Source organism: Hydrogenophaga sp. LT287, assembly GCF_055702805.1.
In genome coordinates, this window is the sequence record NZ_JBVPZC010000003.1 from 243,252 (window position 1) to 265,781 (window position 22,530).

The 22,530-nt window shown below is 62.6% G+C and carries 23 protein-coding genes and 1 other RNA gene; 9 read left to right on the forward strand and 15 right to left on the reverse strand.

Going from position 1 to position 22,530, the window contains the following annotated elements; translation table 11 throughout:
* The first annotated feature begins 45 nt into the window (after positions 1-45).
* The 3 genes from AC0GNR_RS04730 to gloA are packed head-to-tail and all read left to right on the forward strand — an operon-like array spanning position 46 to position 2,392.
* On the forward strand, positions 46-591 hold the full coding sequence (locus AC0GNR_RS04730) for a heme NO-binding domain-containing protein (protein WP_472899849.1): 546 nt from the start codon (positions 46-48) through the stop codon (positions 589-591).
* Positions 592-598: 7 nt separating this feature from the next.
* Positions 599-1,924 carry an ATP-binding protein gene (locus AC0GNR_RS04735; protein ID WP_472899850.1) on the forward strand — a complete coding sequence of 442 codons (1,326 nt, stop codon included), beginning with the start codon at positions 599-601 and terminating at the stop codon, positions 1,922-1,924.
* Positions 1,925-1,978: 54 nt separating this feature from the next.
* The gene (gloA, locus tag AC0GNR_RS04740; RefSeq protein ID WP_472899851.1) at positions 1,979-2,392 is read left to right on the forward strand and encodes a lactoylglutathione lyase; all 414 of its coding nucleotides are present in this window, start codon (positions 1,979-1,981) and stop codon (positions 2,390-2,392) included.
* A 75-nt stretch (positions 2,393-2,467) separates the two neighbouring features.
* Here the strand turns inward: gloA and AC0GNR_RS04745 are convergent, their stop codons facing one another.
* On the reverse strand, positions 2,468-2,989 hold the full coding sequence (locus tag AC0GNR_RS04745) for an OmpA family protein (protein WP_472899852.1): 522 nt from the start codon (positions 2,987-2,989) through the stop codon (positions 2,468-2,470).
* A 206-nt stretch (positions 2,990-3,195) separates the two neighbouring features.
* Here AC0GNR_RS04745 and AC0GNR_RS04750 point away from each other — a divergent pair, with 206 nt between their 5' ends.
* Both AC0GNR_RS04750 and pdxH read left to right on the forward strand, forming a co-directional pair.
* Positions 3,196-3,750, forward strand: a complete 555-nt coding sequence (locus AC0GNR_RS04750) for a gamma-glutamylcyclotransferase (RefSeq protein ID WP_472899891.1) — start codon at positions 3,196-3,198, stop codon at positions 3,748-3,750.
* 44 nt (positions 3,751-3,794) lie between these two features.
* Positions 3,795-4,430 carry a pyridoxamine 5'-phosphate oxidase gene (gene pdxH / locus AC0GNR_RS04755; RefSeq protein WP_472899853.1) on the forward strand — a complete coding sequence of 212 codons (636 nt, stop codon included), beginning with the start codon at positions 3,795-3,797 and terminating at the stop codon, positions 4,428-4,430.
* A gap of 16 nt (positions 4,431-4,446) precedes the next feature.
* On the opposite strand, the gene folK is transcribed toward pdxH, so the two are convergent.
* The 5 genes from folK to AC0GNR_RS04780 are packed head-to-tail and all read right to left on the reverse strand — an operon-like array spanning position 4,447 to position 9,173.
* On the reverse strand, positions 4,447-4,944 hold the full coding sequence (gene folK / locus AC0GNR_RS04760; protein WP_472899854.1) for a 2-amino-4-hydroxy-6-hydroxymethyldihydropteridine diphosphokinase: 498 nt from the start codon (positions 4,942-4,944) through the stop codon (positions 4,447-4,449).
* An 8-nt stretch (positions 4,945-4,952) separates the two neighbouring features.
* Positions 4,953-6,656 (reverse strand): polynucleotide adenylyltransferase PcnB, encoded by a 1,704-nt coding sequence (gene pcnB / locus AC0GNR_RS04765; protein ID WP_472899855.1) that lies wholly within the window; start codon positions 6,654-6,656, stop codon positions 4,953-4,955.
* Positions 6,653-7,351, reverse strand: coding sequence for a histidinol-phosphatase (locus tag AC0GNR_RS04770; RefSeq protein WP_472899856.1), 699 nt, complete (start codon positions 7,349-7,351; stop codon positions 6,653-6,655). Before AC0GNR_RS04770 ends, pcnB begins: the two co-directional genes overlap by 4 nt.
* 17 nt (positions 7,352-7,368) lie before the next feature.
* Positions 7,369-8,055 carry a DnaA regulatory inactivator Hda gene (gene hda / locus AC0GNR_RS04775; RefSeq protein WP_472899857.1) on the reverse strand — a complete coding sequence of 229 codons (687 nt, stop codon included), beginning with the start codon at positions 8,053-8,055 and terminating at the stop codon, positions 7,369-7,371.
* Positions 8,056-8,072: 17 nt separating this feature from the next.
* Positions 8,073-9,173 (reverse strand): AI-2E family transporter, encoded by a 1,101-nt coding sequence (locus AC0GNR_RS04780; RefSeq protein ID WP_472899858.1) that lies wholly within the window; start codon positions 9,171-9,173, stop codon positions 8,073-8,075.
* Positions 9,174-9,320: 147 nt separating this feature from the next.
* Between AC0GNR_RS04780 and purM the strand changes: the two genes are divergently transcribed.
* Positions 9,321-10,358 (forward strand): phosphoribosylformylglycinamidine cyclo-ligase, encoded by a 1,038-nt coding sequence (gene purM, locus AC0GNR_RS04785; protein ID WP_472899859.1) that lies wholly within the window; start codon positions 9,321-9,323, stop codon positions 10,356-10,358.
* Positions 10,359-10,373: 15 nt separating this feature from the next.
* Here purM and AC0GNR_RS04790 read toward each other — a convergent pair whose 3' ends face one another.
* The 5 genes from AC0GNR_RS04790 to murJ all read right to left on the reverse strand — a co-directional run bounded on the left by AC0GNR_RS04790 (position 10,374) and on the right by murJ (position 15,073).
* A complete protein-coding gene (locus tag AC0GNR_RS04790) occupies positions 10,374-11,006 on the reverse strand; it encodes a Rossmann-fold NAD(P)-binding domain-containing protein (protein ID WP_472899860.1) in 633 nt (210 codons plus the stop codon).
* Between the two features lie 57 nt (positions 11,007-11,063).
* Entirely contained in the window at positions 11,064-11,969 is a 906-nt protein-coding gene (locus AC0GNR_RS04795) for a PA2778 family cysteine peptidase (RefSeq protein WP_472899861.1), read from the reverse strand.
* A 53-nt stretch (positions 11,970-12,022) separates the two neighbouring features.
* Positions 12,023-12,415, reverse strand: coding sequence for a PA2779 family protein (locus AC0GNR_RS04800; RefSeq protein ID WP_472899862.1), 393 nt, complete (start codon positions 12,413-12,415; stop codon positions 12,023-12,025).
* A gap of 193 nt (positions 12,416-12,608) precedes the next feature.
* Complete coding sequence (locus tag AC0GNR_RS04805; RefSeq protein WP_472899863.1) at positions 12,609-13,466, reverse strand: SirB1 family protein; 858 nt, start codon at positions 13,464-13,466, stop codon at positions 12,609-12,611.
* A 41-nt stretch (positions 13,467-13,507) separates the two neighbouring features.
* Entirely contained in the window at positions 13,508-15,073 is a 1,566-nt protein-coding gene (gene murJ, locus AC0GNR_RS04810) for a murein biosynthesis integral membrane protein MurJ (RefSeq protein ID WP_472899864.1), read from the reverse strand.
* A gap of 166 nt (positions 15,074-15,239) precedes the next feature.
* Here murJ and rpsT point away from each other — a divergent pair, with 166 nt between their 5' ends.
* Positions 15,240-15,539: a 30S ribosomal protein S20 gene (gene rpsT / locus AC0GNR_RS04815; protein ID WP_304839857.1), complete on the forward strand. Its 300-nt coding sequence runs from the start codon at positions 15,240-15,242 to the stop codon at positions 15,537-15,539.
* 293 nt (positions 15,540-15,832) lie between these two features.
* On the opposite strand, the gene ssrA is transcribed toward rpsT, so the two are convergent.
* The 4 genes from ssrA to ompA form a co-directional block, all read right to left on the reverse strand.
* Positions 15,833-16,222: a transfer-messenger RNA gene (ssrA, locus tag AC0GNR_RS04820) on the reverse strand.
* 13 nt (positions 16,223-16,235) lie between these two features.
* Positions 16,236-16,901, reverse strand: a complete 666-nt coding sequence (locus AC0GNR_RS04825; RefSeq protein ID WP_472899865.1) for an HAD-IA family hydrolase — start codon at positions 16,899-16,901, stop codon at positions 16,236-16,238.
* Positions 16,902-16,909: 8 nt separating this feature from the next.
* The gene (gene ubiG / locus AC0GNR_RS04830) at positions 16,910-17,617 is read right to left on the reverse strand and encodes a bifunctional 2-polyprenyl-6-hydroxyphenol methylase/3-demethylubiquinol 3-O-methyltransferase UbiG (RefSeq protein WP_472899866.1); all 708 of its coding nucleotides are present in this window, start codon (positions 17,615-17,617) and stop codon (positions 16,910-16,912) included.
* Positions 17,618-17,688: 71 nt separating this feature from the next.
* The gene (gene ompA / locus AC0GNR_RS04835; RefSeq protein ID WP_472899867.1) at positions 17,689-18,366 is read right to left on the reverse strand and encodes an outer membrane protein OmpA; all 678 of its coding nucleotides are present in this window, start codon (positions 18,364-18,366) and stop codon (positions 17,689-17,691) included.
* Positions 18,367-18,627: 261 nt separating this feature from the next.
* Here ompA and gyrA point away from each other — a divergent pair, with 261 nt between their 5' ends.
* The gene (gene gyrA / locus AC0GNR_RS04840) at positions 18,628-21,318 is read left to right on the forward strand and encodes a DNA gyrase subunit A (protein ID WP_472899868.1); all 2,691 of its coding nucleotides are present in this window, start codon (positions 18,628-18,630) and stop codon (positions 21,316-21,318) included.
* 97 nt (positions 21,319-21,415) lie between these two features.
* A complete protein-coding gene (gene serC / locus AC0GNR_RS04845) occupies positions 21,416-22,522 on the forward strand; it encodes a 3-phosphoserine/phosphohydroxythreonine transaminase (RefSeq protein WP_472899869.1) in 1,107 nt (368 codons plus the stop codon).
* Positions 22,523-22,530: the final 8 nt, after the last annotated feature.

Consider the following 22,530-nt stretch of genomic DNA (forward strand, 5'->3'; position numbering starts at 1 on the left):
AGTCGCACCCGCGCGCTGCACCACCGTCATGCCAGGAGTTGAACCGTGAAAGGTGTCGTATTCACCGAATTTTTGGACATGGTCGAAGACCGCTTCTCGGCAGAGATGGTGGACCACATCATTGTCGACTCGGACTTGCCGTCAGGTGGCGCCTACACCGCCATCGGCACTTACCCCCACAGCGAAATGGTGTCCATGGTGGTGGCCCTGTCGCAGCGCTCCGGCGTGGCCGTGCGCGATTTGTTGCTCACATTCGGCCAACACCTGTTTAGCCGGTTTGCGCGCGGCTATCCGGGATTTTTCACCCACCAGACCAACGCTTTTGACTTTCTCGCAGGCATTGAGGATGTGATCCATGCCGAAGTGCGCAAGCTCTACCCCGACGCTCAGTTGCCCCGCTTCACGGTAGAGGAGCACACCCCCCAACGCCTTATTTTGGTGTACGACTCGCCGCGCCATTTTGAAGACCTGGCAGAGGGGCTCATGCAAGGCTGCATGGCCCATTTTGGCGAACGCGCCGACCTGTCACGCAGCGCCTTGCAAGAAAACGGTGTGCAGCGCGAGCGCTTTGTGCTCACCCGCACCACCTGACACGCCCATGACCGACGAAAGCGAAAGGCTCACCCGCGCCCTGGCACGCGAACGCACCGCCCGCAAAGAGGCTGAGCGTCTGCTTGAAGAAAAAAGCCTGGCGCTTTACCACACCAACCAGTCCTTGCAGCAACTGGCCGCGGGCCTGGAGCAGCAGGTGGCCGAACGCACCGCCGAGCTGCAAGGGGCGCTGGAGCGCGCCGAAGCTTCAGCCCGATCCAAAAGCGATTTTCTGGCCATGATGAGCCACGAGATTCGCACGCCCATGAACGGCATTCTGGGCATGTCGCAGCTGCTGGAAATGACCCAGCTCGACACCGAGCAGCGCGCCTACCTGAGCACCGTGCGCAGCAGCGGGGACGCCTTGCTGGCGCTCATCAACGACATTCTGGATTTTTCCAAGATCGATGCGGGCAAGCTGGAACTGGAGTCCAAAAGCTTTGACCTGCAACGCGCGCTGGACAACACCCTGGCCCCGTTTCGCCCCCAGATCAGCGACAAAGGGCTGACGCTGCACACCACGTTTGACCCCGCGCTGCCCGCCACCGTCATGGGTGACCGCAACCGGCTGCGTCAAATTGTGTCCAACCTGCTGTCCAACGCGATCAAGTTCACCAGCCAGGGGGCCGTGCACGTGGCGGTGAAACTGCTGCAAACCCATGCCGACGGTGTGCGCCTGGGTTTTTCGGTGCGAGACAGTGGCATCGGCATACCGGCCGACCGCATGGACCGCCTGTTTCAGGCGTTTTCGCAGGTGGACTCGTCCACCACGCGGCGTTTTGGCGGCACCGGCCTGGGGCTGGTGATCTGCGCGCGGCTGTGCGAAGCCATGGGCGGCAGCATCAGCGTGCACAGCCGCGCGGGCGAGGGCTCCACCTTTGAGTTTTCTGTGTTTCTGGGCCACGGCGCCCGGGCGCTGGACACCGCGCCGTCGCCCCTGCTGCCCATGGAGGCGAGCAACGCCCAACACCGGGTGCTGGTCGTGGACGACGATTTCATCAACCGCACGCTGGCGGTGGCCATGCTGGGCAAACTGGGCTTGGTGGCCGATGCCGCCAAAGACGGCCACGAGTCGGTGGCGATGGTGTCGGCCAACGACTACAGCATTGTCCTGATGGACATGCAGATGCCGGGTATGGACGGCGTAGAAGCCACCCAAGCCATTCGCTTGCTGGCCCTGCCGCGCCAGCCCTACATCATTGCACTCACGGCCAACGCGTTTGAGAGCGACCGCGAGCGCTGCCTGCAAGCGGGGATGGACGACTTTTTGAGCAAACCCTTTCGCCTCAACGCGTTGCGCGAAAAACTGGTGACCCTGCGGCTCCCGGCCTGACCTGAAGTGACACGGCGGCCCGCCTGGTTTTCAGAATGCCTTCAAAATAGCGCCATGAGATTCCTACACACCATGCTGCGCGTGGGCAACCTGCAGCGCTCCATCGACTTCTACACCCAGGTCCTGGGCATGCAATTGCTGCGCACCTCTGAAAACCCGGAGTACAAATACTCGCTGGCATTTCTGGGCTTCGACGGCGGCAACCCCGGCCAGGCCGAGATTGAACTGACCTACAACTGGGGCACCGAAAGCTACGACATGGGCACCGCCTACGGCCACATTGCGCTGGGCGTGCCCGACGCCTACGCCGCCTGCGAAAAGATCAAGGCGGCGGGCGGCAACGTGACCCGTGACGCGGGTCCGGTGAAAGGTGGCAGCACCGTGATCGCGTTTGTGACCGACCCGGACGGCTACAAGATCGAACTGATTCAGCGGGCCGATACCCAGACCGGCCAAGGCCTGCGCTGAACACCCACCGAAACCCATTCATTCCCCATAAAAAACCCGGCAACGCCGGGTTTTTTGTTCGGGAAACCGTGCCAGTTACTCGGCAACCATCACTTCGACGCGACGCGCTTCGGCGTTGCTGCCCACGCTGTCCAGCATTTGCTCGGGCTTCTTGAGCTCCAGGCTGCTTTCGGCCACACCGGCACCCACCAGCGCGTCACGCACCGAGAAAGCGCGTTGTTTGGCCAGCTCGGCGTTCATGGCGGGGTCGCCCGTGGCGTCGTGAAAGCCCGACAGCACCAGCCGCTTGCCCGCCTTGGCCGCGGCAATGGCATCGCTCAGCGCGTCCAGAGCGCCGGTCGCGAGTTCGGCTTTGCCCGAGGCAAAGTAGAACTTGACCACACCGTTGTCCACCACCACGCTGGCGTCGTCAGCCGCGGGGGCCGGGGCCGCCACAACAGCCTCCACCGCTGGCGCAGTGGCGGCTGCTGCGGGCTCAGCACCGCTGCGGGCTTTGTGAATACCAATGCCGAGCGCCAGGCCAACCGCCAGCAAAATCGTGGCAACCAACACCACCGCTACTACGCGAACATCCTGGTCGTTATCTTGGGAAGACATGGGAAACACTCCGTGAAGAATAATAAAGAGAAGAAAACCGAAATGGATTTGAAGCCCGCCAGCCAACGGAATACACGTTAATCCAAACGACTGACAAGAACAGCCCGCGATTGTAAATGGCCTACCCTGACACCCGTCTTGCCCGCACACGGCCCACCACGCGGCCACCAGCCACCTGGGACCCTGCCCAGCGTGATGGCGCCCAGATGATGGCCACCACCCTGGCGCAGTGGCGTGCCCAAGGACCCCAACCCGATCTGTGGGTGTTTGCCTACGCCTCGCTGGTGTGGCGGCCCGAGTTTGAAGCCGCCGAACAGCGGCTCGCTCGCGTTCATGGCCACCACCGCAGCCTGCAAATGTGGAGCCGCATCAACCGCGGCACGCCAGAGCGCCCGGGTTTGGTGTTTGCCTTGGTGTCGGGCGGCAGCTGCACCGGGCTGGCACTGCGCGTGCCCCACCACCAGGTCGAAGCCATGATGCCCACCCTGTGGGCGCGTGAAATGCCCAACCCGGTGTACGACCCCAAATGGTTGTCCTGCCAAACGGCCCAGGGCACGGTGCAAGCGCTGGCGTTCACGCTGTCGCGCCGCAGCCCGAGCTACACCGGCACGCTGGACGCCGCGCAATACCGCGACATTTTCAAACACGCCGTGGGGCGCTATGGCAGCACGGTGGACTATGCGCGCCAAACGCTGGATGGGCTGCAACGGCACGGCATTCAAGACCCTGCGCTACGCGCCTTGCTGCAACTGGCCGATTGACCCAGCACAAGACAGCGCTCGAAGCGCACTTCTATACTGACTGCATGAACATTGCAGACCTCCGCAAAAGCTACGAAAAAGCCGAACTCAGTGAGTCGGCCTCGCACACCGACCCGCTGCAACAGTTTGCGAAATGGCTGCAAGAAGCCATCAGCAGCGAAGTGCCCGAACCCAACGCCATGACCGTGGCCACCGTGGGCTCCGACCTGCGCCCCAGCACCCGCGTGGTGCTGATCAAAGGTTACGACGAACGCGGCATCGTCTGGTACACCAACTACGCCAGCCGCAAAGGCCAGCAACTGGCCGGCAACCCCTATGCGGCGTTGCAATTCCATTGGGTGGAGCTGGAGCGGGTGGTGCGCATTGAAGGCACGGTTGAAAAAGTGAGCGACGAAGAAAGCGACGAATACTTTCACAGCCGCCCCCTGGACAGCCGCATCGGCGCCTGGGCCAGCCCGCAAAGCGAAGTGATTTCTGGCCGCACCGTGCTGGTGGCCAACGCCGCCCGCTACGGCGCGCAGTTCATGCTGCAGCCGCCACGCCCACCCCACTGGGGCGGCTACCGGCTCAAGCCCGAGCAGTGGGAATTTTGGCAAGGCCGCAAAAGCCGCCTGCACGACCGGCTGCGCTACACCGCCCAGACCGACGGTGGCTGGCTGCGCGAACGCCTAGCGCCCTGAACACAGCAAAAAAACGTCAGGCCAGCAGTTCGATGGTCTGATCAGCAACTGCTTGCAGCTGCGCTGCGCTCACAAACTGCGGCGCAATTTCAGCCAGCGGCACCAGCACAAACGCCCGCTCCAACATGCGGGGGTGTGGCACGGTCAGTGCGCTTGAATCGACGCGCGCAAGGCCATAAAGCAGCAAGTCCAGGTCCAGCGTCCGCGGTGCGTTGCGGTAGGGGCGCTCGCGGCCTGCACCGTTTTCAATCGCCTGCAGCGCGGCCAGCAAGCCCGGTGCGCTGAGCGTGGTCGCAACTTCGGCCACCGCGTTGATGTAATCGGGGCCTGTGGAATCGACCGGCGCTGTGCGGTACAGGCTGGAGCTGCGCACCCGCTGCACACCCGGCACCTGGCCCAGCGCCACCAGCGCAGCGCGCACGGTGTGCGCGGCATCGCCCAGGTTGGCGCCCAACGCAACAAAGGCCGTGACAGCGTCACGGCCTTCGGTCTGGGCATTGGCTGCGCGGTGCACCGCCAGGCTCAATCTGCGGTCGGGCTTTCGCTGCCCTGTCCGCCTTCGCCGTTGGGCTTGCGGCGGCGCCGACGGCGCTTTTTGGCCGGGGCAGACTCGCTTTCGCTGTCGGATGAAAACGCACTGCCAAAACCCACACTGGCCGGTGCTCTGTCGGCGTCTTGAGCGCCCTTACGGTCATCGCCGTCTTGGGCTGGCGCGCGAAAGCGGGGATCAGGTGCCAACGCGTCCGCAGGCTCAGCGGCGGGCGATACCCCGCTGGCTTGGGCGGGATGATCGGCATCGGTGCGCTTCACGCGGCGGGCCTTGCCCGGCCCCGGTTTGGCCAGGCTTTCGCGGCGCTGGGCATCCACCATGTCTTCACGCACTTCGTCAGAAGCATGCTGGAAGGTTTCCCACCAGTGAGCCAGTTCTTCTTCCACTTCGCCCACCTGGGCGCGCAGGCGCAAAAAGTCAAAACCAGCGCGGAAACGCGCCTGGTCGACCAGGCTGAACGGCGAGGTGCCCACGCGCTTGTCAAACCGCGGCTGCATCATCCAGATTTCGCGCATGTCCGCGCCGAGCTTGCCGCGGCCCGACACGTCGCCAATGCGGGCGTCAAACGCTTCGTCCACCGCTTCTTGCAGCGCGGCAAACGGCGGCGGCGGACGCTGGCCTGGGCGCGCATTCAGGCGCTGGCTCCAGCCCTTGCGCACGTCGGCCCACAGCGCGCAGGCCAGCAAGAAGCTGGGCGCCACAGGCTTGTTTTCGCCCACGCGGCGGTCGGTGTCTTGCAGCGCAAGCTTCACAAACGGGTCTTCGGCGCGCTGCACCACCACGTCGAGCAGTGGGTAAATGCCGGTGTTCAACCCCACCGCTTTCAGCTGGTCCACGCTGGCCAGCGCGTGGCCGGTTTGCAGCAGCTTGAGCATTTCGTCAAACAGGCGGCTCTGCGGCACATCGGCCAGCAGGTTGCGCGACGAGGCCAGTGGCTCCAGCGTCTTGGCGTCAAACTTGAAGCCCAGGCCACTGAGCTTGGCGGCAAAGCGCACGGCGCGGATGATGCGCACCGGGTCTTCGCGGTAGCGCGTGGCGGCGTCGCCAATCATGCGCAGGGTAAGCTTCTTGGCGTCGCGAATGCCGTTGTGAAAATCAACCACAACCTGCGATTCCGGGTCGTAGTACATGGCGTTGATGGAGAAGTCGCGCCGCGCGGCGTCGTGCTCGATCGGGCCCCACACGTTGTCGCGCAGCACGCGGCCGCTGGCGTCTACCGCATGCGTCATGCCGGCCAGTGCGCCCTTGGACGTGCGCTCGTTGCCCGCCACCTGCTCGGCGTCGGCGCTGTCGAGGTAGGCGCGGAAGGTCGAGACTTCGATCATTTCGTGCTCACGGCCGCGGCCATAGACCACGTGCACGATGCGAAAGCGCCGCCCGATGATGAAGGCGCGGCGGAACAGGCCTTTGACCTGCTCGGGGGTGGCGCTGGTGGCCACGTCAAAGTCTTTGGGCCGCAGGCCCAGCAACAGGTCGCGCACGGCGCCGCCCACAATGTAGGCCTCAAAACCGGCTTGCTTGAGGGTGTGCACCACGTCGAGCGCACGCTGGTCCACCAGGCTGCGGTCGATGCCGTGGACCGACACGGGCACGTCTTCGCGCTTGCCAAATGGGCTGGCCTTGCGGCTGGAGGCGCTGGATTTGCCCAGCAGCTTGTCGATGAATTTTTTGATCATTCGAATAGATTCAATATGCGCCAGCCCCGCTCGGTAGCAATGGCCTGGAGCCGGGCGTCCGGGTTGGTGGCCACGGGCTCGTGCACTTTTTCCAGCAGCGGCAGGTCGTTGATGGAGTCGCTGTAGAAGGTGCTGTGCTCAACGCTGGACCAATTCAGTCCACGCGCGGACAGCCATTGTTCCACACGCGCGACTTTGCCCTCGCGAAACGACGGTGTGCCGCGAATGGCGCCGGTGGGATTGCCCTGGGCATCGTGCTCCAGATCTATCGCAATCAGCTCGTCCACGCCAAAGGCTTTGGCGATGGGGCGGGTCACAAATTCGTTGGTAGCGGTGACGATGACGACCTCGTCACCCGCCGCCTGATGCGCACGCACCAGGTCCAGCGCCGGCTCGCGCAGCGCGGGCAAGATGACGTCTTGCATGAAACGGTGGTGGGCTTCCTCGGCTCGCTGGCGGCCGTGCTCGCGGACCGCGCCGGTGGCAAAGCGCACGTATTCGGCGATATCGAGCGTGCCGGCTTTGTAGTGGGCGTAAAAAGTGTCGTTGGCGCGGGTGAAGCTGTCGGCATCGCGCCAGCCCAGACCCACCGTGAACTGGCCCCAGGCGTAGTCGGAATCCAGCGGAATCAGCGTGTGGTCCAGGTCAAACAGGGCCAGTCGAACGCGCTGGGCGGCAAGGGGGGTGGCAGTCAAGACTTGGGTCGGTCGGTTCATTCGTTTTCGAGCATCGATTTGATCAGCGGTATGGTGATGGCCCGCTGGGTGCGCAAGGCGTAGGCGTCGAGCTGGTCCAGCAACAGCATGAGGCTGGAAAGGTCTCGGGAAAAACGGGTGAGCATGAAGTCCATCACCTCGTCGCCCAGAAACACACCACGTTCGTCGGCAGCCCGGCGCAACACCGATCGCCGCTCGGCCTCACCCAGGGCGTGCAGTTGAAACACATGGCCCCAGCCCAGGCGGGTGCGCAGGTCTTCGCGCAGTTGCAGGTCGGCAGGCGGCCGGTCGGCTGTGGCCAACACCCAGCGGGCGGGGCCGTGGGCCGGGTTCTGTGCATTGATAAACCAGTTGAAGGCCGCGGCCTGCTGCTCGGCGGTGTAGAGGTGGCAGTCGTCCAGCAGGACCGCGTCCCAGTGGTCGTCGTATTCGCCAGGGTGCAGGCGTGTGGCGTCGATCCAGCCCACGCGGCTGCCATGCTCGCGCAGGGCTTCACGCACCGCGCTCAGCAGGTGCGTTTTGCCGCTGCCGCCCTCACCCCACAGAAAGGTGGGCACGGGGGAGCGCAGCGGGTTGTCGGTCCACAGGCGCAGGTGCTCCAGCGCAGCTTCGTTGCCCGCCACGGCAAAGTTGGCCAGGGTAGGCACCGGTGCGAGACCAATGTCCAGCGCCATTTGTTTCATGGGAACGGATGCGGTGCTCAAACGTCAGCCTTCGAAGATGCGGTGGCAGGCGGCGACTGGTCCAGATACAGCTTGCTGGCCATATAGCCGTGTTTGGCGCGCCGCATGGCCACCAGCAGCACGGCGCTGGCGGGCAGCGCAATGAGTACGCCCACGAAACCAAACAGATGGCCAAATGCGAGCAACGCAAAGATGACGGCGATGGGGTGCAGCCCAATGCGCTCGCCCAGCAGGCGCGGCGTGAGGTACATGCTTTCGATGACCTGCCCCACCAGGTACACAGCGCCCACCAGCGCCACACCCAACAGGCTTTGAAATTGCAACAAAGCCGCCAGCAGCGCCAGCACCAGCCCCAGACCAAAACCGAGGTAAGGCACAAACACCGCCAAGCCGGTGAACACCCCAATGGGCAGCGCCAGCTTGAGGCCTACCAGGGCCAAGCCCACGGTGTAGAGCACCGCCAGCACCCCCATGACGAGCAACTGACCCCGCAAGTATTGGCCGAGCACGCCGTCGGTTTCATCCAGAAAACTTTGCACACCCATGCGCCAGCGAGGGGGAATAAGCGTCTTGGCGCGCTCCACCAGGTTGATCCAGTCCAGCAGGAGGTAATAGGCCACGATGGGCATGAGGAACAAATTGCCAAACACCGCTGCGAGCGCACTGCCACCAATGCGCAGGGACGACAGCAAGCCTTCGACGAGTTCGCTTTCGTGGCCGGTGATGAGTTTGCCAAGCCATTCGCGCACCAGGCTCACGTCCACCTGGAGGTCAATGCCGAAGCGGGCGGCCACCGGCAGCAGGGCGGTGTTCAGCCCCTCCAGCAAGGCCGGCACTTGCTCCCGCAGCAGCGGCACTTGCTTGGTGATCACGGGCACGATCAGCAACAGCACCGCCAGGAGCACCAGCATCAGCGCTGCAATGGCCAGACCGGCGCCAAGCCAGCGCGGCACACGCTTGGCGTGCAGCCGCTCCACCAAGGGGTGCAGCGCATAGGCCAGCACACCCGCCAGCAGAAAGGGCATCAGCACCGGCGCCAGCAGCGACAGCAGCAGCCAACTCACGACGGCGATCGCGGCCCAGAGTGCGGCACGGATCTGGTTGGGGGTCAATGACATGGGTCGGTGCGTCGGGGTTGAACGGGTCGCGGGGGCAAACCCTTAAAATCTGGGGCAAATTCTATCGGGCCGCATTCAGGGTACCCGAAAGTCTTGCCCATTCTGTCCCAACGACCCGCCCGGCTCTCCCGCCGTGCCCTGCCCTTCATGACCCAAAGCACCACCCCCCTTTCATACAAAGACGCCGGCGTTGACATTGTTGCTGGCGACGCGCTCGTCGAACGCATCAAGCCGCTGGCCAAAAAGACCATGCGCGAAGGCGTGCTGGCCGGCATCGGCGGCTTTGGCGCGCTGTTTGAAGTGCCCAAGCGTTACAAGGAACCTGTGCTGGTGAGCGGCACCGACGGCGTGGGCACCAAGCTCAAGCTGGCCTTTGAATGGAACATGCACGATACCGTGGGCGTTGACCTGGTGGGCATGAGCGTGAACGACGTGCTGGTGCAGGGCGCCGAACCCTTGTTTTTCCTGGACTACTTCGCCTGCGGCAAGCTGGACGTGGACACCGCTGCCGCCGTGGTGGGTGGCATTGCCCAAGGCTGCGAACTGTCCGGTTGCGCCCTGATTGGCGGTGAAACCGCTGAAATGCCCGGCATGTACCCCGCTGGCGAATACGACCTGGCCGGTTTTTGCGTCGGTGCGGTCGAAAAAAGCAAGATTCTGACCGGTCAAAACGTGGTCGCTGGCGACGTGGTGCTGGGTCTGGCCTCGCACGGCGTACATTCCAACGGCTTCTCGCTGGTGCGCAAATGCATCGAACGCGCCGGCGCCAACCTGCCAGAAACGCTGGACGGGCAGCCGTTCAAGCAGGCCATCATGGCGCCCACCCGCCTGTATGTGAAGAACGTGCTGGCCACCCTGGCCAAGCACCCCGTGAAGGCGCTGGCCCACATCACGGGTGGCGGCTTGCTGGAAAACATCCCGCGCGTGCTGCCCGAAGGCACCGCCGCCCACCTGACCAAGGGCAGCTGGCCCCAGACCGAGCTGTTCGCCTGGCTGCAAGCCACGGCCGGTATTGATGATGTGGAGATGAACCGCACCTTCAACAACGGCATTGGCATGGTGGTGGTGATCGCCGCCGAGGAAGCGGCCGCCTGCGCCGCCACGCTGCGCGAGCTGGGTGAAACGGTTTACGAGATCGGGGCCATCGGCGCGCGCGGCGACGGCGCGGCCGTCACGGTGGTCTGACGCCAGCGCAGCTGGTTAGACCAGTTGCTCTGACATCAGCACCCGCACGCCGGGTGTGCCTGCCAGCGCCGCCTGCAGCAGGTAGTGGGCAATACGAGCTGCCGGCACCACGCGGTAACGCCTGGGCAGCAAGGGCTGCAGCAGCGTTGACAGCCGCACCGCCAGCTGCTCGGCGGGGCGGTCTTGCTGGCGCTTGCCACCGATCAGGCCTGGCCGCACACACGTGAGTGACGGGTAGCCCAGCGCTTGTAAATCCCGCTCCAGTTCGCCCTTGGTGCGCGAATAAAACACACGCGATGTCGGGTAAGCCCCCAGGGCTGAATTGAGCGCGTAGGCCTTTGCGCCATGGCACTGAGCCAGACGCGCCACCTGCAGCGGGTAATCGTGGTCCACACGGTAAAACGCAGCCTGTGAGCCTGCCGCCTTGATGGTCGTGCCGAGTGTGCAGATCACCGCCTCCACCGCCCACCAATCGGCGTCCTCCGGCAAGTGGTCAAAGTCCACCAGCGGGTTGAGCAGCTTGGGGTGTGGCGCCAGCGCGCGGCGCGTGGGCGCCACCACCTGGTGCACCCGCGCGTCTGCCAGCGCCTGCTGCAGCACGCAATGCCCCACCAGACCCGTGGCGCCCACCAGCATCAAACGTGACATAACGTGCTTCCTTGTGCAAAACGCCCATTGTGGTGCCGGCAAAAAAATCGGCAGCGGTCACCGGCGCTGGGCGTCGATCTTGTCCAGCAATGCGCGGTACCCCGGCAAACGGGGACCGCCCAGCGCCACGGCCTTCGAGGCCGCCTGGTGTGCCGCGCCCAGCTGTCCCAACTCCAGGCGCACCTGCGCCAGGTTGTTCCACGCGTCGGCGAAGTCTGGGTGAGCCTGGGTGGTGGACTCAAACGCGCGCGCGGCGTCTTCGCGGCGGCCCAGCGCGTAAGCGGTGTTGCCCAGGCCCAAGAGGCTGATGCGGTGCCCAGGCCAGGCAACCAGCGCCGTGGCGTAAGCGGTTTCGGCGGCTTGCGCGTCCACCCGCTCCAGCGGCGCCACGGCACTGGCCCAGGCGTCGGGTTGTGCGGTGGCCGGCAATTGGGTGGGTGGGCTGACCCGGAAAGCCCAGTGGTCCGACCGCGCCCAGGTGTGCTCGAAGGTCGACAAGGGCATGGCCATGCGGGCCGTGGTCCCCGAATGCAGCAAGATCTCGCGGCGATCGCGGTCAAAGCCCACCACCACCGCGTAATGCCACATGGGCGAGATAGGCAGCGACAGGTTTTGCAGCACCAGCACCGGATGGCCACCGGCCACTTCGGTCAGCACAGCCTGCAAGCTGGGCGCCAGCGGGTAGGCCACCAAGCCCTGGCGGCGCGCAGCCGCCAGCATTTCCAGCTGCAAGGCACCCTGGCGCCCAGGCAGGTAAACCTGCGGCGTGAGCTGTTCGGGCGTGACCGACTTGCCGGCCGCCTGCGCCACCATGGCCAAGGTGGCCGGACCACAGAGGTTGTCGTCTTGCGGGTGAAAAGGCACCCGATCCAACAACACGCGCTCGGGGAGTTGCGTGGGCCACTGCCGTTCCAGCTGCGCCAGTTGTGGGGTGGCAGCACAGCCGCCCAACAAGAGCGACACACAAAGCAGAACCCCCGCCAAAGCGGGGGCTGCGTGGCGAGATCGCCAGACGCTCATCGAATGCTGCGTGTGAACGGGAACACTTTGGTCAGGCCCATGATGTCGGTCACCAACAGAATCAGGAACACCGTGAACAGCACGCCTACCACGCCAGCACCAGCAGGCGCCTGGTCCACGCGGTCGGCCAGTTGGGCCACTTCGGCGTCGGACAAGGCCTGCACACGGGCAATGGCGTCGCTGGCGCTCACACCTTGCGCTTGCAGCGAGGTCTGGACGTCGTCCCGCGAGAAGAACGCCGTGACGCGCTCACGGTCGGCGTCGCCAGCGGCGGTCACCATGGCTTGCTCGGTGGACACCATGGAGGCTTGGGCCGTGAGGGGAACACCCGCCAGCATGATGCAAGGAATCATGACGGCGGCGACGAGGCGGTAGAGTTTTTTCAGCATGGTTGTGGTTCTCGTTGGGTTGGACTTTGCTGCAAAAAATGACAGCGCCAATGGCATTGTTGAAGGGCTTGGGGTGGCAGGTCAACCCCGGTTACACCCCCACACATGAGGCGCTCAAAATGTAAAAAAGTCTGTTCGCTGGCGCACAGAGCGCAGGTAAAACACAGCACCGCCCGCGCTTGCGCTGCGGTCATCAGTTCAGGGCGCGGCGCAGCTCCTGCAGGCGCTGGCCAATCGCATCGCGGTCCAGCGCGTCGTCGGTTTGCGCCAGGTAGGTGTCCAGATCGGCCACAGCCAGCCGGTTGTCACCCATTTCGGCCCATGCCAGGCCGCGGTCTCGGTATTCGGTCCAGGCATCGGGCAGCAAAATAAGCAGCCGGTCCAGCACCGCAATCAGACGCAGCCAGTCTTCTTGCGTGCGGTGCACTTCCTTCAGGTTGCGCAACATGCGCGCCAAAATATCGCGCGGTGTCGCCGCCTGCAGGTAAAGCCCGACCGGCACGTCGAAATCGTCCACGAGACCGTTGCGGCGCTTGTAAGGCTCCAGCCGCTCAGACAGGTCTTCCCGGCTCAACGACTGCCCGGTGAACGGGTCGATCACCGCCTGGCCATTGGGCAAATTCACCTTGACCATGAAGTGACCCGGAAAATTGACACCCCGCGCCTTGAGCCCCAGACCCTGGGCCAGTTCCAGCCACAACACGGCCAGCGCAATGGGAATGCCGCGGCGCGTGCGCAGCACCACGTTCAGATAGCTGTTGTCGGGGTCGTAATAGTTGTTGACGTTGCCGCCAAACCCCATGTCCCGAAAGAAAAACTGGTTCAAGACGCGCAGCCGCTGCAGCGGGTCGGTCACATCACCACAGCGCCGGCGAGCGCGGGCCAGCAGTTGGTCCACGTCGCCCAGCACCTGCTGCACATCCAGGTCGGGGTACTCGTCTTGCGCAATGGACGCAGCAGCCTCCAACAGCGGCAAGCTGTCGTCATCACCCACCAGAGCAGCGAAATAACCCAGGGGCGTGGGCACAGAAAAGTCAAAGGCAGAGGACATGAGTTGCAACGCCAGTCAGCGCCATGAAGCGGCAATGGGCCTTATTTTCTGACGAACTGGCGCAGATTCAAACCCGCCAGCAACAAGGCCAGAAAATACACCAGCACACCGCCCCCCACACACAGGGCCAGCAGGCCCACACGTTGCAAGGCTTGGCCCTCAAAACCCAGCCATGCGAAGCGGGCCGCAGCCCACATCAGAAACACCGCCAGCAGCGCGCTGGCCGCCACCACCTGCAAGCCAAAACGCGCCCATCCCGGGGTAGGCATGTAGGCACCGCGGCGCATCAGACCCATCAACAGCCACAAGGCATTGACCATGGCACCCAGACCAATGGCCAGCGCCAAACCCGCGTGGGCGAAATACGGCACCAGCAAAAAGTTCAGACACTGCGTCAGCACCAGCACCACAATGGCGATCTTCACCGGCGTACGAATGTCCTGCCGAGCGTAAAAACCGGGCGCCAGCACCTTGATGGCGATCAAACCGATCAGGCCCGCGCCGTAGCCCATCAGCGCCACCGACGTCTGCTGCACATCGGCCGCCGTAAAAGCACCGTAGTGGTACAGCACAGCCACCAAGGGCTTGGCAAAGGTCAGCAAAGCCACCGCACAGGGCACCGCCAGCAACACCACCAACCGAAGTCCCCAGTCCAGCAAGCCGCTGTAGCGCACAGCATCGTCAGCCGCCCTGGCCGCAGCCAACTGGGGCAGCAGCACCACACCCAGTGCCACCCCCAGCATGGCCGTGGGGAACTCCATCAACCGGTCGGCATACGTCAGCCAGCTGACACTGCCGGTGACCAAATGGGACGCGATCTGGGTGTTGATCAGCAAGGAAATTTGAGCCACGCTCACGCCCAGCAGCGCTGGCAACATCAACGTGGTGACGCGCCGCGTACCCGGGTGGTTCCACGCCGCTTTCAGCGAAGACCAGCGCAACCGGACGTGAGGCAGCATACCCAACCGGTGCAAAGCCGGGAGCTGTACCGCCAACTGCAGCGCACCACCCAGCAGCACGCCACCCGCCATGGCGTAAATCGGCTCGATACCCAGGCTTTTAAACCAAGGCGCGCCCCAGTAGGCGGCAGCAATCATCGCCACATTCAGCAACACTGGCGTGGCAGCCGGTACGGCAAAGCGCTTCCACGTGTTCAAAATGCCAGCCGACAACGCCACAAACGACATGAACGCGATGTAGGGGAACATCCAGCGCGTCATGAAAACAGCGGCCTCAAAGCCCTGCGGGCTTTGCTTCAAACCGCTGGCCATGGCCCACACCAGCACCGGCGCGCCGGCGACCCCCAGCACACAGGTGATGGTCAAGGCCCAGGCGAGCACCGTCGCAATCTGGTCCACCATCTGACGGGTCGCTTCATCGCCCTCCTTTTCACGCACACCGGCCAGCACAGGCACAAAGGCCTGGCTAAACGCCCCTTCCGCAAACAGGCGGCGCAGCAAATTGGGAATGCGAAAAGCGACGTTGAACGCGTCGGTCAGCGCACTGGCACCAAACGTGGCGGCCATCAACAGCTCACGCACCAAGCCAGTGATGCGTGAAACCAGCGTCAACAAAGAAACGAGGGAGGCAGATTTGAACAAGGTCACCAAGGAAGTGTACCCAGCACCCGTGGAAGCAGTTTGAGCACGCTTCAGCCCAAAGAGGCACCAGAGCCGCCTGCGCTCGGCGGGACGCTGCGAGACCGTGATTTAGAACATGCTAAAATCGCGGGCTTTGCTGGCATCATCTCCAAACATTTGAAGGAAAACTACCATGGCAACCAAGCCGAAGAAAAAAAACCCCCGTCTGGCGTCTGGCCGTAAACGCGTTCGCCAAGACGTCAAGATCAACGCCGCCAACACCTCGCTGCGTTCGAAGTACCGCACCGCCGTGAAAAACGTCGAAAAGGCCGTTTTGGCCGGCGACAAGACCAAAGCCACCGAACTGTTTGCCAAAATGCAAAAAGTGGTGGACATCGTTGCCGACAAAGGCATCTTCCACAAGAACAAAGCAGCTCGCGATAAGAGCCGTTTGTCCAGCAAGGTCAAAGCACTGGCTCTCGCCGCTGCCTGATCACACACCGGCCTGAACAGTCAGGCCACAGCCCAGACCCGCAGGGTCTGCCGTTTGAAACCGGTGCGCTGCCAGCAAAAAAAGCAAACAACCGCCTTCGGGCGGTTTTTTGTTGTTCAAATGCCTTTCATAAAACGCCGCCTCCGGCTCAACCACACAAAAGCCAGCCCTCGCGCAATGCCCTGCCCTATTCGGCGCACCTGGATGTGTGCGAAGGGCAACAAGTTGATTGTCCGTGCGGCCAAAGAAAAAGGCCGCTAGGAGCATTTCCTAGCGGCCTTTGTCACAGGGTATGGTGGAGCTGGGGGGATTTGAACCCCCGTCCGCAAGCCTTCTTCGAACAGTTCTACATGTGTAGCCATCTGGTTTGAGTCTCACATTTTGTATCGCACAGTGGCACGCTATACAAAACGCCAGCAACCTATTGTCTTGCCATGCGCTAAGTTACCCAACGCACGACCAGCCTATTAAATTATCTTTGCAGCCTGGACTCTCGCGGCTTGCGCCGTCTGAACCCTTGCCCAGCCCATAGGCCTGCTGTTGCAAAGCTCACCGGCAATTAAGCGGCGAGTGCGAAACGTTCGTCGTTTGCAGTTAGTTTTTTTTCTGCGGTTTAACGAGGTGACAGAACCTCGACATGCCCTGCTGCGCGTCCGAACCCACGTCGAAACCAGTGCAGCCCCTGAGCATTCAAGTTTAAGGCATTTCCAGCAATTTCAAGACCCCTACCGGAGAAGTTACCTCGGCATCAGCGCCCCAGCTAGAAACGTCGGCGCCCATGCCGAGATAACCGTATCGCGCAGCCACAGTAAACATGCCAGCGGCCCGGCCGGCCGCGATGTCTCGCTCGTCATCGCCCACATACACACACACCGCGGGCGGCAGATTGAGGCGGCGGGCAGCCTCTAGCAGAGGCTCAGGATGGGGTTTGGCATGGGGTGTGGTGTCGCCGCTGATGATGGTGCTGGCCGTATTGAACAGCGGCATGGCTCGCGTCAAGGGCAGGGTGAAGCGCTGCGACTTGTTGGTGACAACACCCCAGAGAAATCCATGTCCGCGCAGCACGTCCAGCAGCTCCCCCACCCCTGAAAATGCTTGCGTTCGCTGCGTCAAGCAAGCCTCGTAATGCACAAAAAACTCTTCTTTGTGCGCTTCGTAGTCTTTGTGCTCGGGCGACATGTCAAATGCGACGTGCAACATGCCCCGCGCACCAGCACCTGCCATGGGCCGGTAAAGCTCCAGCGGCAAAGAAGGCAGTCCACGGCCGGTACGCATCAGGTCGGCCGCAGCGCCCAGGTCAGGGGCACTGTCGATCAGGGTTCCATCCAGATCAAACAATACCGCGCGGATACCGCGGAACACACACCCGGTCATGGCTTTCGGGTCGCAAACATGTAGTTCACGCTGGTGTCTTGGCTCAACCAGTACCGGCGGGTCAAGGGGTTGTATTCCATGCCGCGGGTTTCGCTCAGCTCCAGGCTGCTTGACCGGCAGAACCCGGCCAGCTCACTGGGACGGATCATCTTGGCGTATTCGTGGGTGCCTTTGGGAAGCAACTGCAATACGTACTCAGCGCCAATGATGGCAAACAGAAACGACTTGGGGTTGCGGTTGATGGTGGAGAAGAATACCCAACCACCAGGCTTGACCAAATCGGAACAGGCTTTGACCACAGAAGCCGGATCAGGCACGTGCTCCAACATTTCCATGCAGGTCACAACGTCAAAACTGCCAGGCTGCTCAAGCGCTATGGCCTCAGCACTGACTTCGCGGTAGGTCACGTTGCGGGTCCCAGCCTCCAGCGCGTGAAGTTGGGCCACGCGCAAGGCTTTGACAGATAGGTCAATGCCCGTAACCAGCGCACCCTTGCGCGCCATGGAGTCGGACAAGATACCGCCGCCGCACCCCACATCCAGCACATTCTTGCCATTCAAATTCACGAGCCCGTCAATCCAGTTCAGCCGCAGAGGGTTGATCTGATGCAAGGGACGAAACTCACTCTCGGGGTCCCACCAGCGGTGGGCCAGGTCGGAAAATTTGGCCAGTTCGGCCGGATCGGCATTGACGTGTGTGTTCATGGTGTGATTATCGGGCGGCCATAAAAAAACCGCGCCGAAGCGCGGTTTTTTTCGCCTAAGCGGTGGGTCGATTAGTTGGCGCGGGTGCCGACAACTTCCACTTCCACGCGGCGGTTCTTGGCGCGGCCTTCGCGGGTGCTGTTGTCAGCAACCGGCTGGGTCAGGCCCTTGCCTTCGGTGTAAATGCGGTTGCTTTCGATGCCCTTGCTCACCAAGTAAGCCTTGACAGCTTCAGCGCGGCGGTTCGACAGAGCCTGGTTGTAGCCAGCAGCGCCGGTGGAGTCGGTGTGACCCACAGCGATCACGACTTCCAGGTTGATGCCACCGACTTTGCCAGCCAGATCGTCCAGCTTGGCTTTGCCTTCAGGCTTCAGCACGGCTTTGTCGAAGTCGAAGAAGGCGTCAGCAGCGTAGGTCACCTTGGCAGCAGCTGCCGGGGCAGGAGCTGGTGCGGGCGCTGGTGCTGGAGCAGGTGCGGGCGCAGCGGCAGGAGCTGGTGCGGGCGCAGGTGCTGGAGCAGGTGCAGCGGCCTTGGGCACGATGGCGCCGTCGCAAGTTGCGGCTGCGGTTGCTGGGGTCCAGTTGGCATCGCGCCAGCACAGTTCGTTGGTGCCGTTTTTCCAAACGGTGCCGTCAGCTGCACGCCAGTTGTCAATCGTTGCGCCCACAGCGGAGTGCCCAGCGGCGGCAGCAGCAGATGCCATGGCAGCGGTTGCAATCAGCATTGCCACTTTGTTCAATTTTTTCATGGTATTCCTCTAGGTAAACCGCAGACAAACTGCGTAAATCAATGACGCTGAGAGTGACCACCACTCAAAACGTTGGATTTTATTGTGCCACAAGCCAGCGACAGGCTGCCAGATGATGGCACCCCGGCCTGTGAGCACTTCCAACGAAGGCCCCCTATTCGTTGTTGATGCACAACAAACAATGAATTTCGAAGCCCGTGGTGGACACCCTTAAAATGCTGGGTTGCCTTTCGGCTCTTACATGGATACCTGCACCTGCTCATGACACAGTTTGCCAAAGAGACACTGCCCATCAGTCTTGAAGAAGAGATGCGCCGCAGCTACCTCGATTACGCCATGAGCGTGATCGTGGGCCGTGCACTGCCCGATGCCCGTGACGGCTTGAAGCCGGTACACCGGCGCGTGCTGTTTGCCATGCACGAGCTGAACAACGACTGGAACCGACCGTACAAAAAATCGGCGCGTATCGTGGGTGACGTGATTGGTAAATACCATCCGCACGGCGACAGCGCGGTGTACGACACCATCGTTCGCATGGCGCAAGACTTTTCGCTGCGCCACATGCTGGTGGACGGCCAAGGCAACTTCGGATCGGTGGACGGAGACAACGCGGCAGCCATGCGTTACACGGAAATCCGTCTGTCGAAGATCGCGCATGAGATGTTGGCCGATATCGACAAGGAAACCGTCAACTTCGGCCCCAACTACGACGGTTCGGAAAAAGAACCGCTGGTCTTGCCGTCGCGACTGCCGAATTTGCTGGTGAACGGATCGTCCGGCATTGCCGTGGGCATGGCCACCAACATTCCGCCGCACAACCTCAACGAGGTGGTGGATGCGTGTCTGCACATGCTCAAAAACCCCGAGGCGACGATTGACGATCTGATGGAGATCATCCCCGCGCCGGATTTCCCCACGGCCGGCATCATCTACGGCATCAACGGGGTGAAGGACGGCTACCGCACGGGTCGCGGCCGCGTGGTGATGCGCGCCAAGTGCCACTTCGAAGACATCGACCGCGGCCAGCGCCAGTCGATCATCGTGGACGAACTGCCCTACCAGGTCAACAAAAAGACGCTGCAGGAACGCATTGCCGAACTGGTGCACGAAAAGAAAATTGAAGGCATCAGCCACATTCAGGACGAGTCGGACAAATCGGGCATGCGCCTGGTGATTGAATTGAAGCGCGGCGAAGTGCCCGAAGTGGTGCTGAACAACCTGTACAAGCAGACGCAGTTGCAGGACACCTTCGGCATCAACATGGTGGCGCTGATCGACGGCCAGCCGCGTCTGTGCAACCTGCGCGAGTTGATCCAGGTGTTTCTGGAGCACCGCCGGGAAGTGGTCACACGGCGAACTGTGTTCAACCTGCGCAAGGCCCGCGAACGCGGCCATGTGCTGGAGGGCCTGGCTGTGGCGTTGGCCAACATCGACGAATTCATCAAAATCATCCGCGAGAGCCCTACCCCACCGGTGGCCAAGGCCGAACTGATGACCCGCAGCTGGGACAGCCAACTGGTGCGCGAAATGCTGACGCGCTCGCGTCAGGACGGCGGTGTGGTCAATGCCGACGACTACCGACCCGACGGCCTGGAAAAGGAATTCGGCATGGGTGGCGATGGCCTGTACCGGCTGTCGGAAACCCAAGCGCAAGAGATCTTGCAAATGCGCCTGCAGCGCCTGACCGGCCTGGAGCAGGACAAGATCGTGGCGGAGTACAAGGAGGTCATGGGCGTCATTGACGACCTGCTGGACATCCTGGCCAAGCCCGAGCGCGTGTCCACCATCATTGGTGAAGAGCTGACCGAAGTGAAGATGGAGTTTGGCCAGACCAAACTGGGCGCCCGGCGCAGCGAGATCGAGCACAGCGCGCAAGACCTGAGCACCGAAGACCTGATAACCCCCACCGACATGGTGGTGACGCTGAGCCACAGTGGCTATATCAAGAGCCAGCCTTTGAGCGAATACCGCTCTCAAAAACGCGGCGGACGCGGCAAGCAGGCCACGGCCACCAAAGAAGACGACTGGATCGACCAGCTGTTTATTGCCAATACACACGACTACATCCTGTGCTTCTCCAACCGTGGCCGGCTGTACTGGCTGAAGGTGTGGGAAGTGCCTGCTGGCTCGCGCGGCTCTCGGGGTCGCCCCATCGTCAACATGTTCCCGCTCCAAGAAGGCGAGAAGATCAACGTGGTGCTCCCGCTCACAGGCGCGGCACGCAGCTTCCCTGAAGACCGCTATGTGTTCATGGCAACGTCCATGGGCACGGTCAAGAAAACGACACTCAACGAATTCAGCAACCCGCGCAAGGCCGGCATCATTGCGGTGGACCTGGACGAAGGCGACTACCTGATTGGCGCCGCGCTGACCGACGGACAGCACGATGTGATGCTGTTCAGTGACGGTGGCAAAGCTGTGCGGTTTGATGAGAACGACGTGCGCCCCATGGGCCGCAATGCGCGCGGCGTGCGCGGCATGATGATCGAAGAAACCCAGAACGTGATCGCCATGCTGGTGGCCGAGCGCGACGAGGCGCCCGAGGGCGCAACACCTGAGACCACCCGCTTGAGCGTGCTGACGGCCACCATCAATGGCTATGGCAAGCGCACCCCGATTGCGGAATACACCCGCCATGGTCGCGGCACCAAAGGCATGATCGCCATCCAGCAAAGCGAGCGCAACGGCAAGGTGGTGGCAGCCACGCTGGTGCACACCGACGACGAGATCATGCTCATCACGGACAAGGGTGTGCTGGTGCGAACGCGGGTCAGCGAGATCCGAGAAATGGGCCGCGCCACGCAAGGCGTGACCCTGATCGCACTGGACGAGGGTTCCGAGCTCTCAGGCCTGCAGCGCATTGTGGAAAACGACGCCAATGTGCCAGCCGACGAGGTGGAACCAACGGACGACAGCGAGGGCAGCGAGCCAGAAGGAACGCCTGCACCTTGACGGAACCCACCGTGCGCCGCCTCACACCGGGGCAGCACGGCGCTCTTAGCACCCCCTGGCCACCTTGCAGCGTGGCCTGAGCCACCGATTTTTTGCCATGAACCGCCCTTACAACTTTTCCGCCGGCCCTGCCGCCATGCCCACCGAGGTGCTGCAACAAGCGGCGACGGAAATGCTGGACTGGCAGGGCAGCGGCATGGGCGTGATGGAGATGAGCCACCGCGGCAAGGAGTTCATGTCCATCATTGCCGCAGCAGAAGCCGATTTGCGAGAGCTGCTGGCTGTGCCCGCACATTTCCGCATTTTGTTCATGCAAGGCGGTGGCCTGGCTGAAAACGCTATCGTGCCGCTGAACCTCTCACGCGGTGGCGCAGTGGACTTTGTGGTGACGGGCAGCTGGAGCCAGAAATCGTTCAAAGAAGCGCGCAAGTACTGCCAGCCGCATCTGGCAGCGAGCAACGAAGTCGACGCCCATACCTCCCTGCCCGCCCCGGGCGGATGGCAGCTGAGCGCCGAGGCGCAGTATGTGCACCTGTGCAGCAACGAGACCATCCACGGCGTGGAAGTCCATGAGCTGCCCGACCTGAAAGCCTTGGGCAGCAACGCACCGCTGGTGATCGACTTTTCCTCCCACGTCGCCTCGCGCAGCGTGGACTGGTCGCGGGTGGGCCTGGCGTTTGGCGGTGCCCAGAAAAATCTGGGGCCAGCCGGCCTGACGCTGGTAGTGGTGCGCGAAGACCTGCTGGGCCACGCGCTGTCCATCTGCCCCAGCGCGTTTGACTACAAAACCGTGGCCGACAACGGCTCGATGTACAACACGCCGCCCACTTACGCCATTTACATGGCGGGGCTCACCTTTCAGTGGCTCAAACGCCAACGGGAAGGCAACCTGAGCGGGGTGGCCGCCATGGAGCACCGCAACCTGGCCAAAGCCGACCTGCTGTATGGATTCATTGACCAGTCGCAGCTGTATCTGAACAAGGTGGCCAAAGACTGTCGCTCACGCATGAACATTCCGTTCTTTTTGCGCGACGAAACCCGCAACGACGCCTTCCTGGCCGGCGCCAAGGCGCGTGGCCTGTTGCAGCTCAAGGGCCACAAATCGGTGGGGGGCATGCGCGCCAGCCTCTACAACGCCATGCCGCTCGCGGGTGTGCAGGCGCTGGTGGCGTACATGCGCGAATTCGAACAACAACAGGCCTAAGCCAAACC

Coding starts and splice junctions, on each gene's coding strand:
- AC0GNR_RS04735 (WP_472899850.1), top strand. CDS start 599: ATGACCGACGAAAGCGAAAGGCTCACCCGCGCCCTGGCACGCGAACGC.
- gloA (WP_472899851.1), top strand. CDS start 1,979: ATGAGATTCCTACACACCATGCTGCGCGTGGGCAACCTGCAGCGCTCC.
- AC0GNR_RS04745 (WP_472899852.1), bottom strand. CDS start 2,989: ATGTCTTCCCAAGATAACGACCAGGATGTTCGCGTAGTAGCGGTGGTG.
- AC0GNR_RS04750 (WP_472899891.1), top strand. CDS start 3,196: ATGATGGCCACCACCCTGGCGCAGTGGCGTGCCCAAGGACCCCAACCC.
- pdxH (WP_472899853.1), top strand. CDS start 3,795: ATGAACATTGCAGACCTCCGCAAAAGCTACGAAAAAGCCGAACTCAGT.
- pcnB (WP_472899855.1), bottom strand. CDS start 6,656: ATGATCAAAAAATTCATCGACAAGCTGCTGGGCAAATCCAGCGCCTCC.
- hda (WP_472899857.1), bottom strand. CDS start 8,055: ATGAAACAAATGGCGCTGGACATTGGTCTCGCACCGGTGCCTACCCTG.
- AC0GNR_RS04780 (WP_472899858.1), bottom strand. CDS start 9,173: ATGTCATTGACCCCCAACCAGATCCGTGCCGCACTCTGGGCCGCGATC.
- purM (WP_472899859.1), top strand. CDS start 9,321: ATGACCCAAAGCACCACCCCCCTTTCATACAAAGACGCCGGCGTTGAC.
- AC0GNR_RS04790 (WP_472899860.1), bottom strand. CDS start 11,006: ATGTCACGTTTGATGCTGGTGGGCGCCACGGGTCTGGTGGGGCATTGC.
- AC0GNR_RS04800 (WP_472899862.1), bottom strand. CDS start 12,415: ATGCTGAAAAAACTCTACCGCCTCGTCGCCGCCGTCATGATTCCTTGC.
- AC0GNR_RS04805 (WP_472899863.1), bottom strand. CDS start 13,466: ATGTCCTCTGCCTTTGACTTTTCTGTGCCCACGCCCCTGGGTTATTTC.
- rpsT (WP_304839857.1), top strand. CDS start 15,240: ATGGCAACCAAGCCGAAGAAAAAAAACCCCCGTCTGGCGTCTGGCCGT.
- ubiG (WP_472899866.1), bottom strand. CDS start 17,617: ATGAACACACACGTCAATGCCGATCCGGCCGAACTGGCCAAATTTTCC.
- ompA (WP_472899867.1), bottom strand. CDS start 18,366: ATGAAAAAATTGAACAAAGTGGCAATGCTGATTGCAACCGCTGCCATG.
- gyrA (WP_472899868.1), top strand. CDS start 18,628: ATGACACAGTTTGCCAAAGAGACACTGCCCATCAGTCTTGAAGAAGAG.
- serC (WP_472899869.1), top strand. CDS start 21,416: ATGAACCGCCCTTACAACTTTTCCGCCGGCCCTGCCGCCATGCCCACC.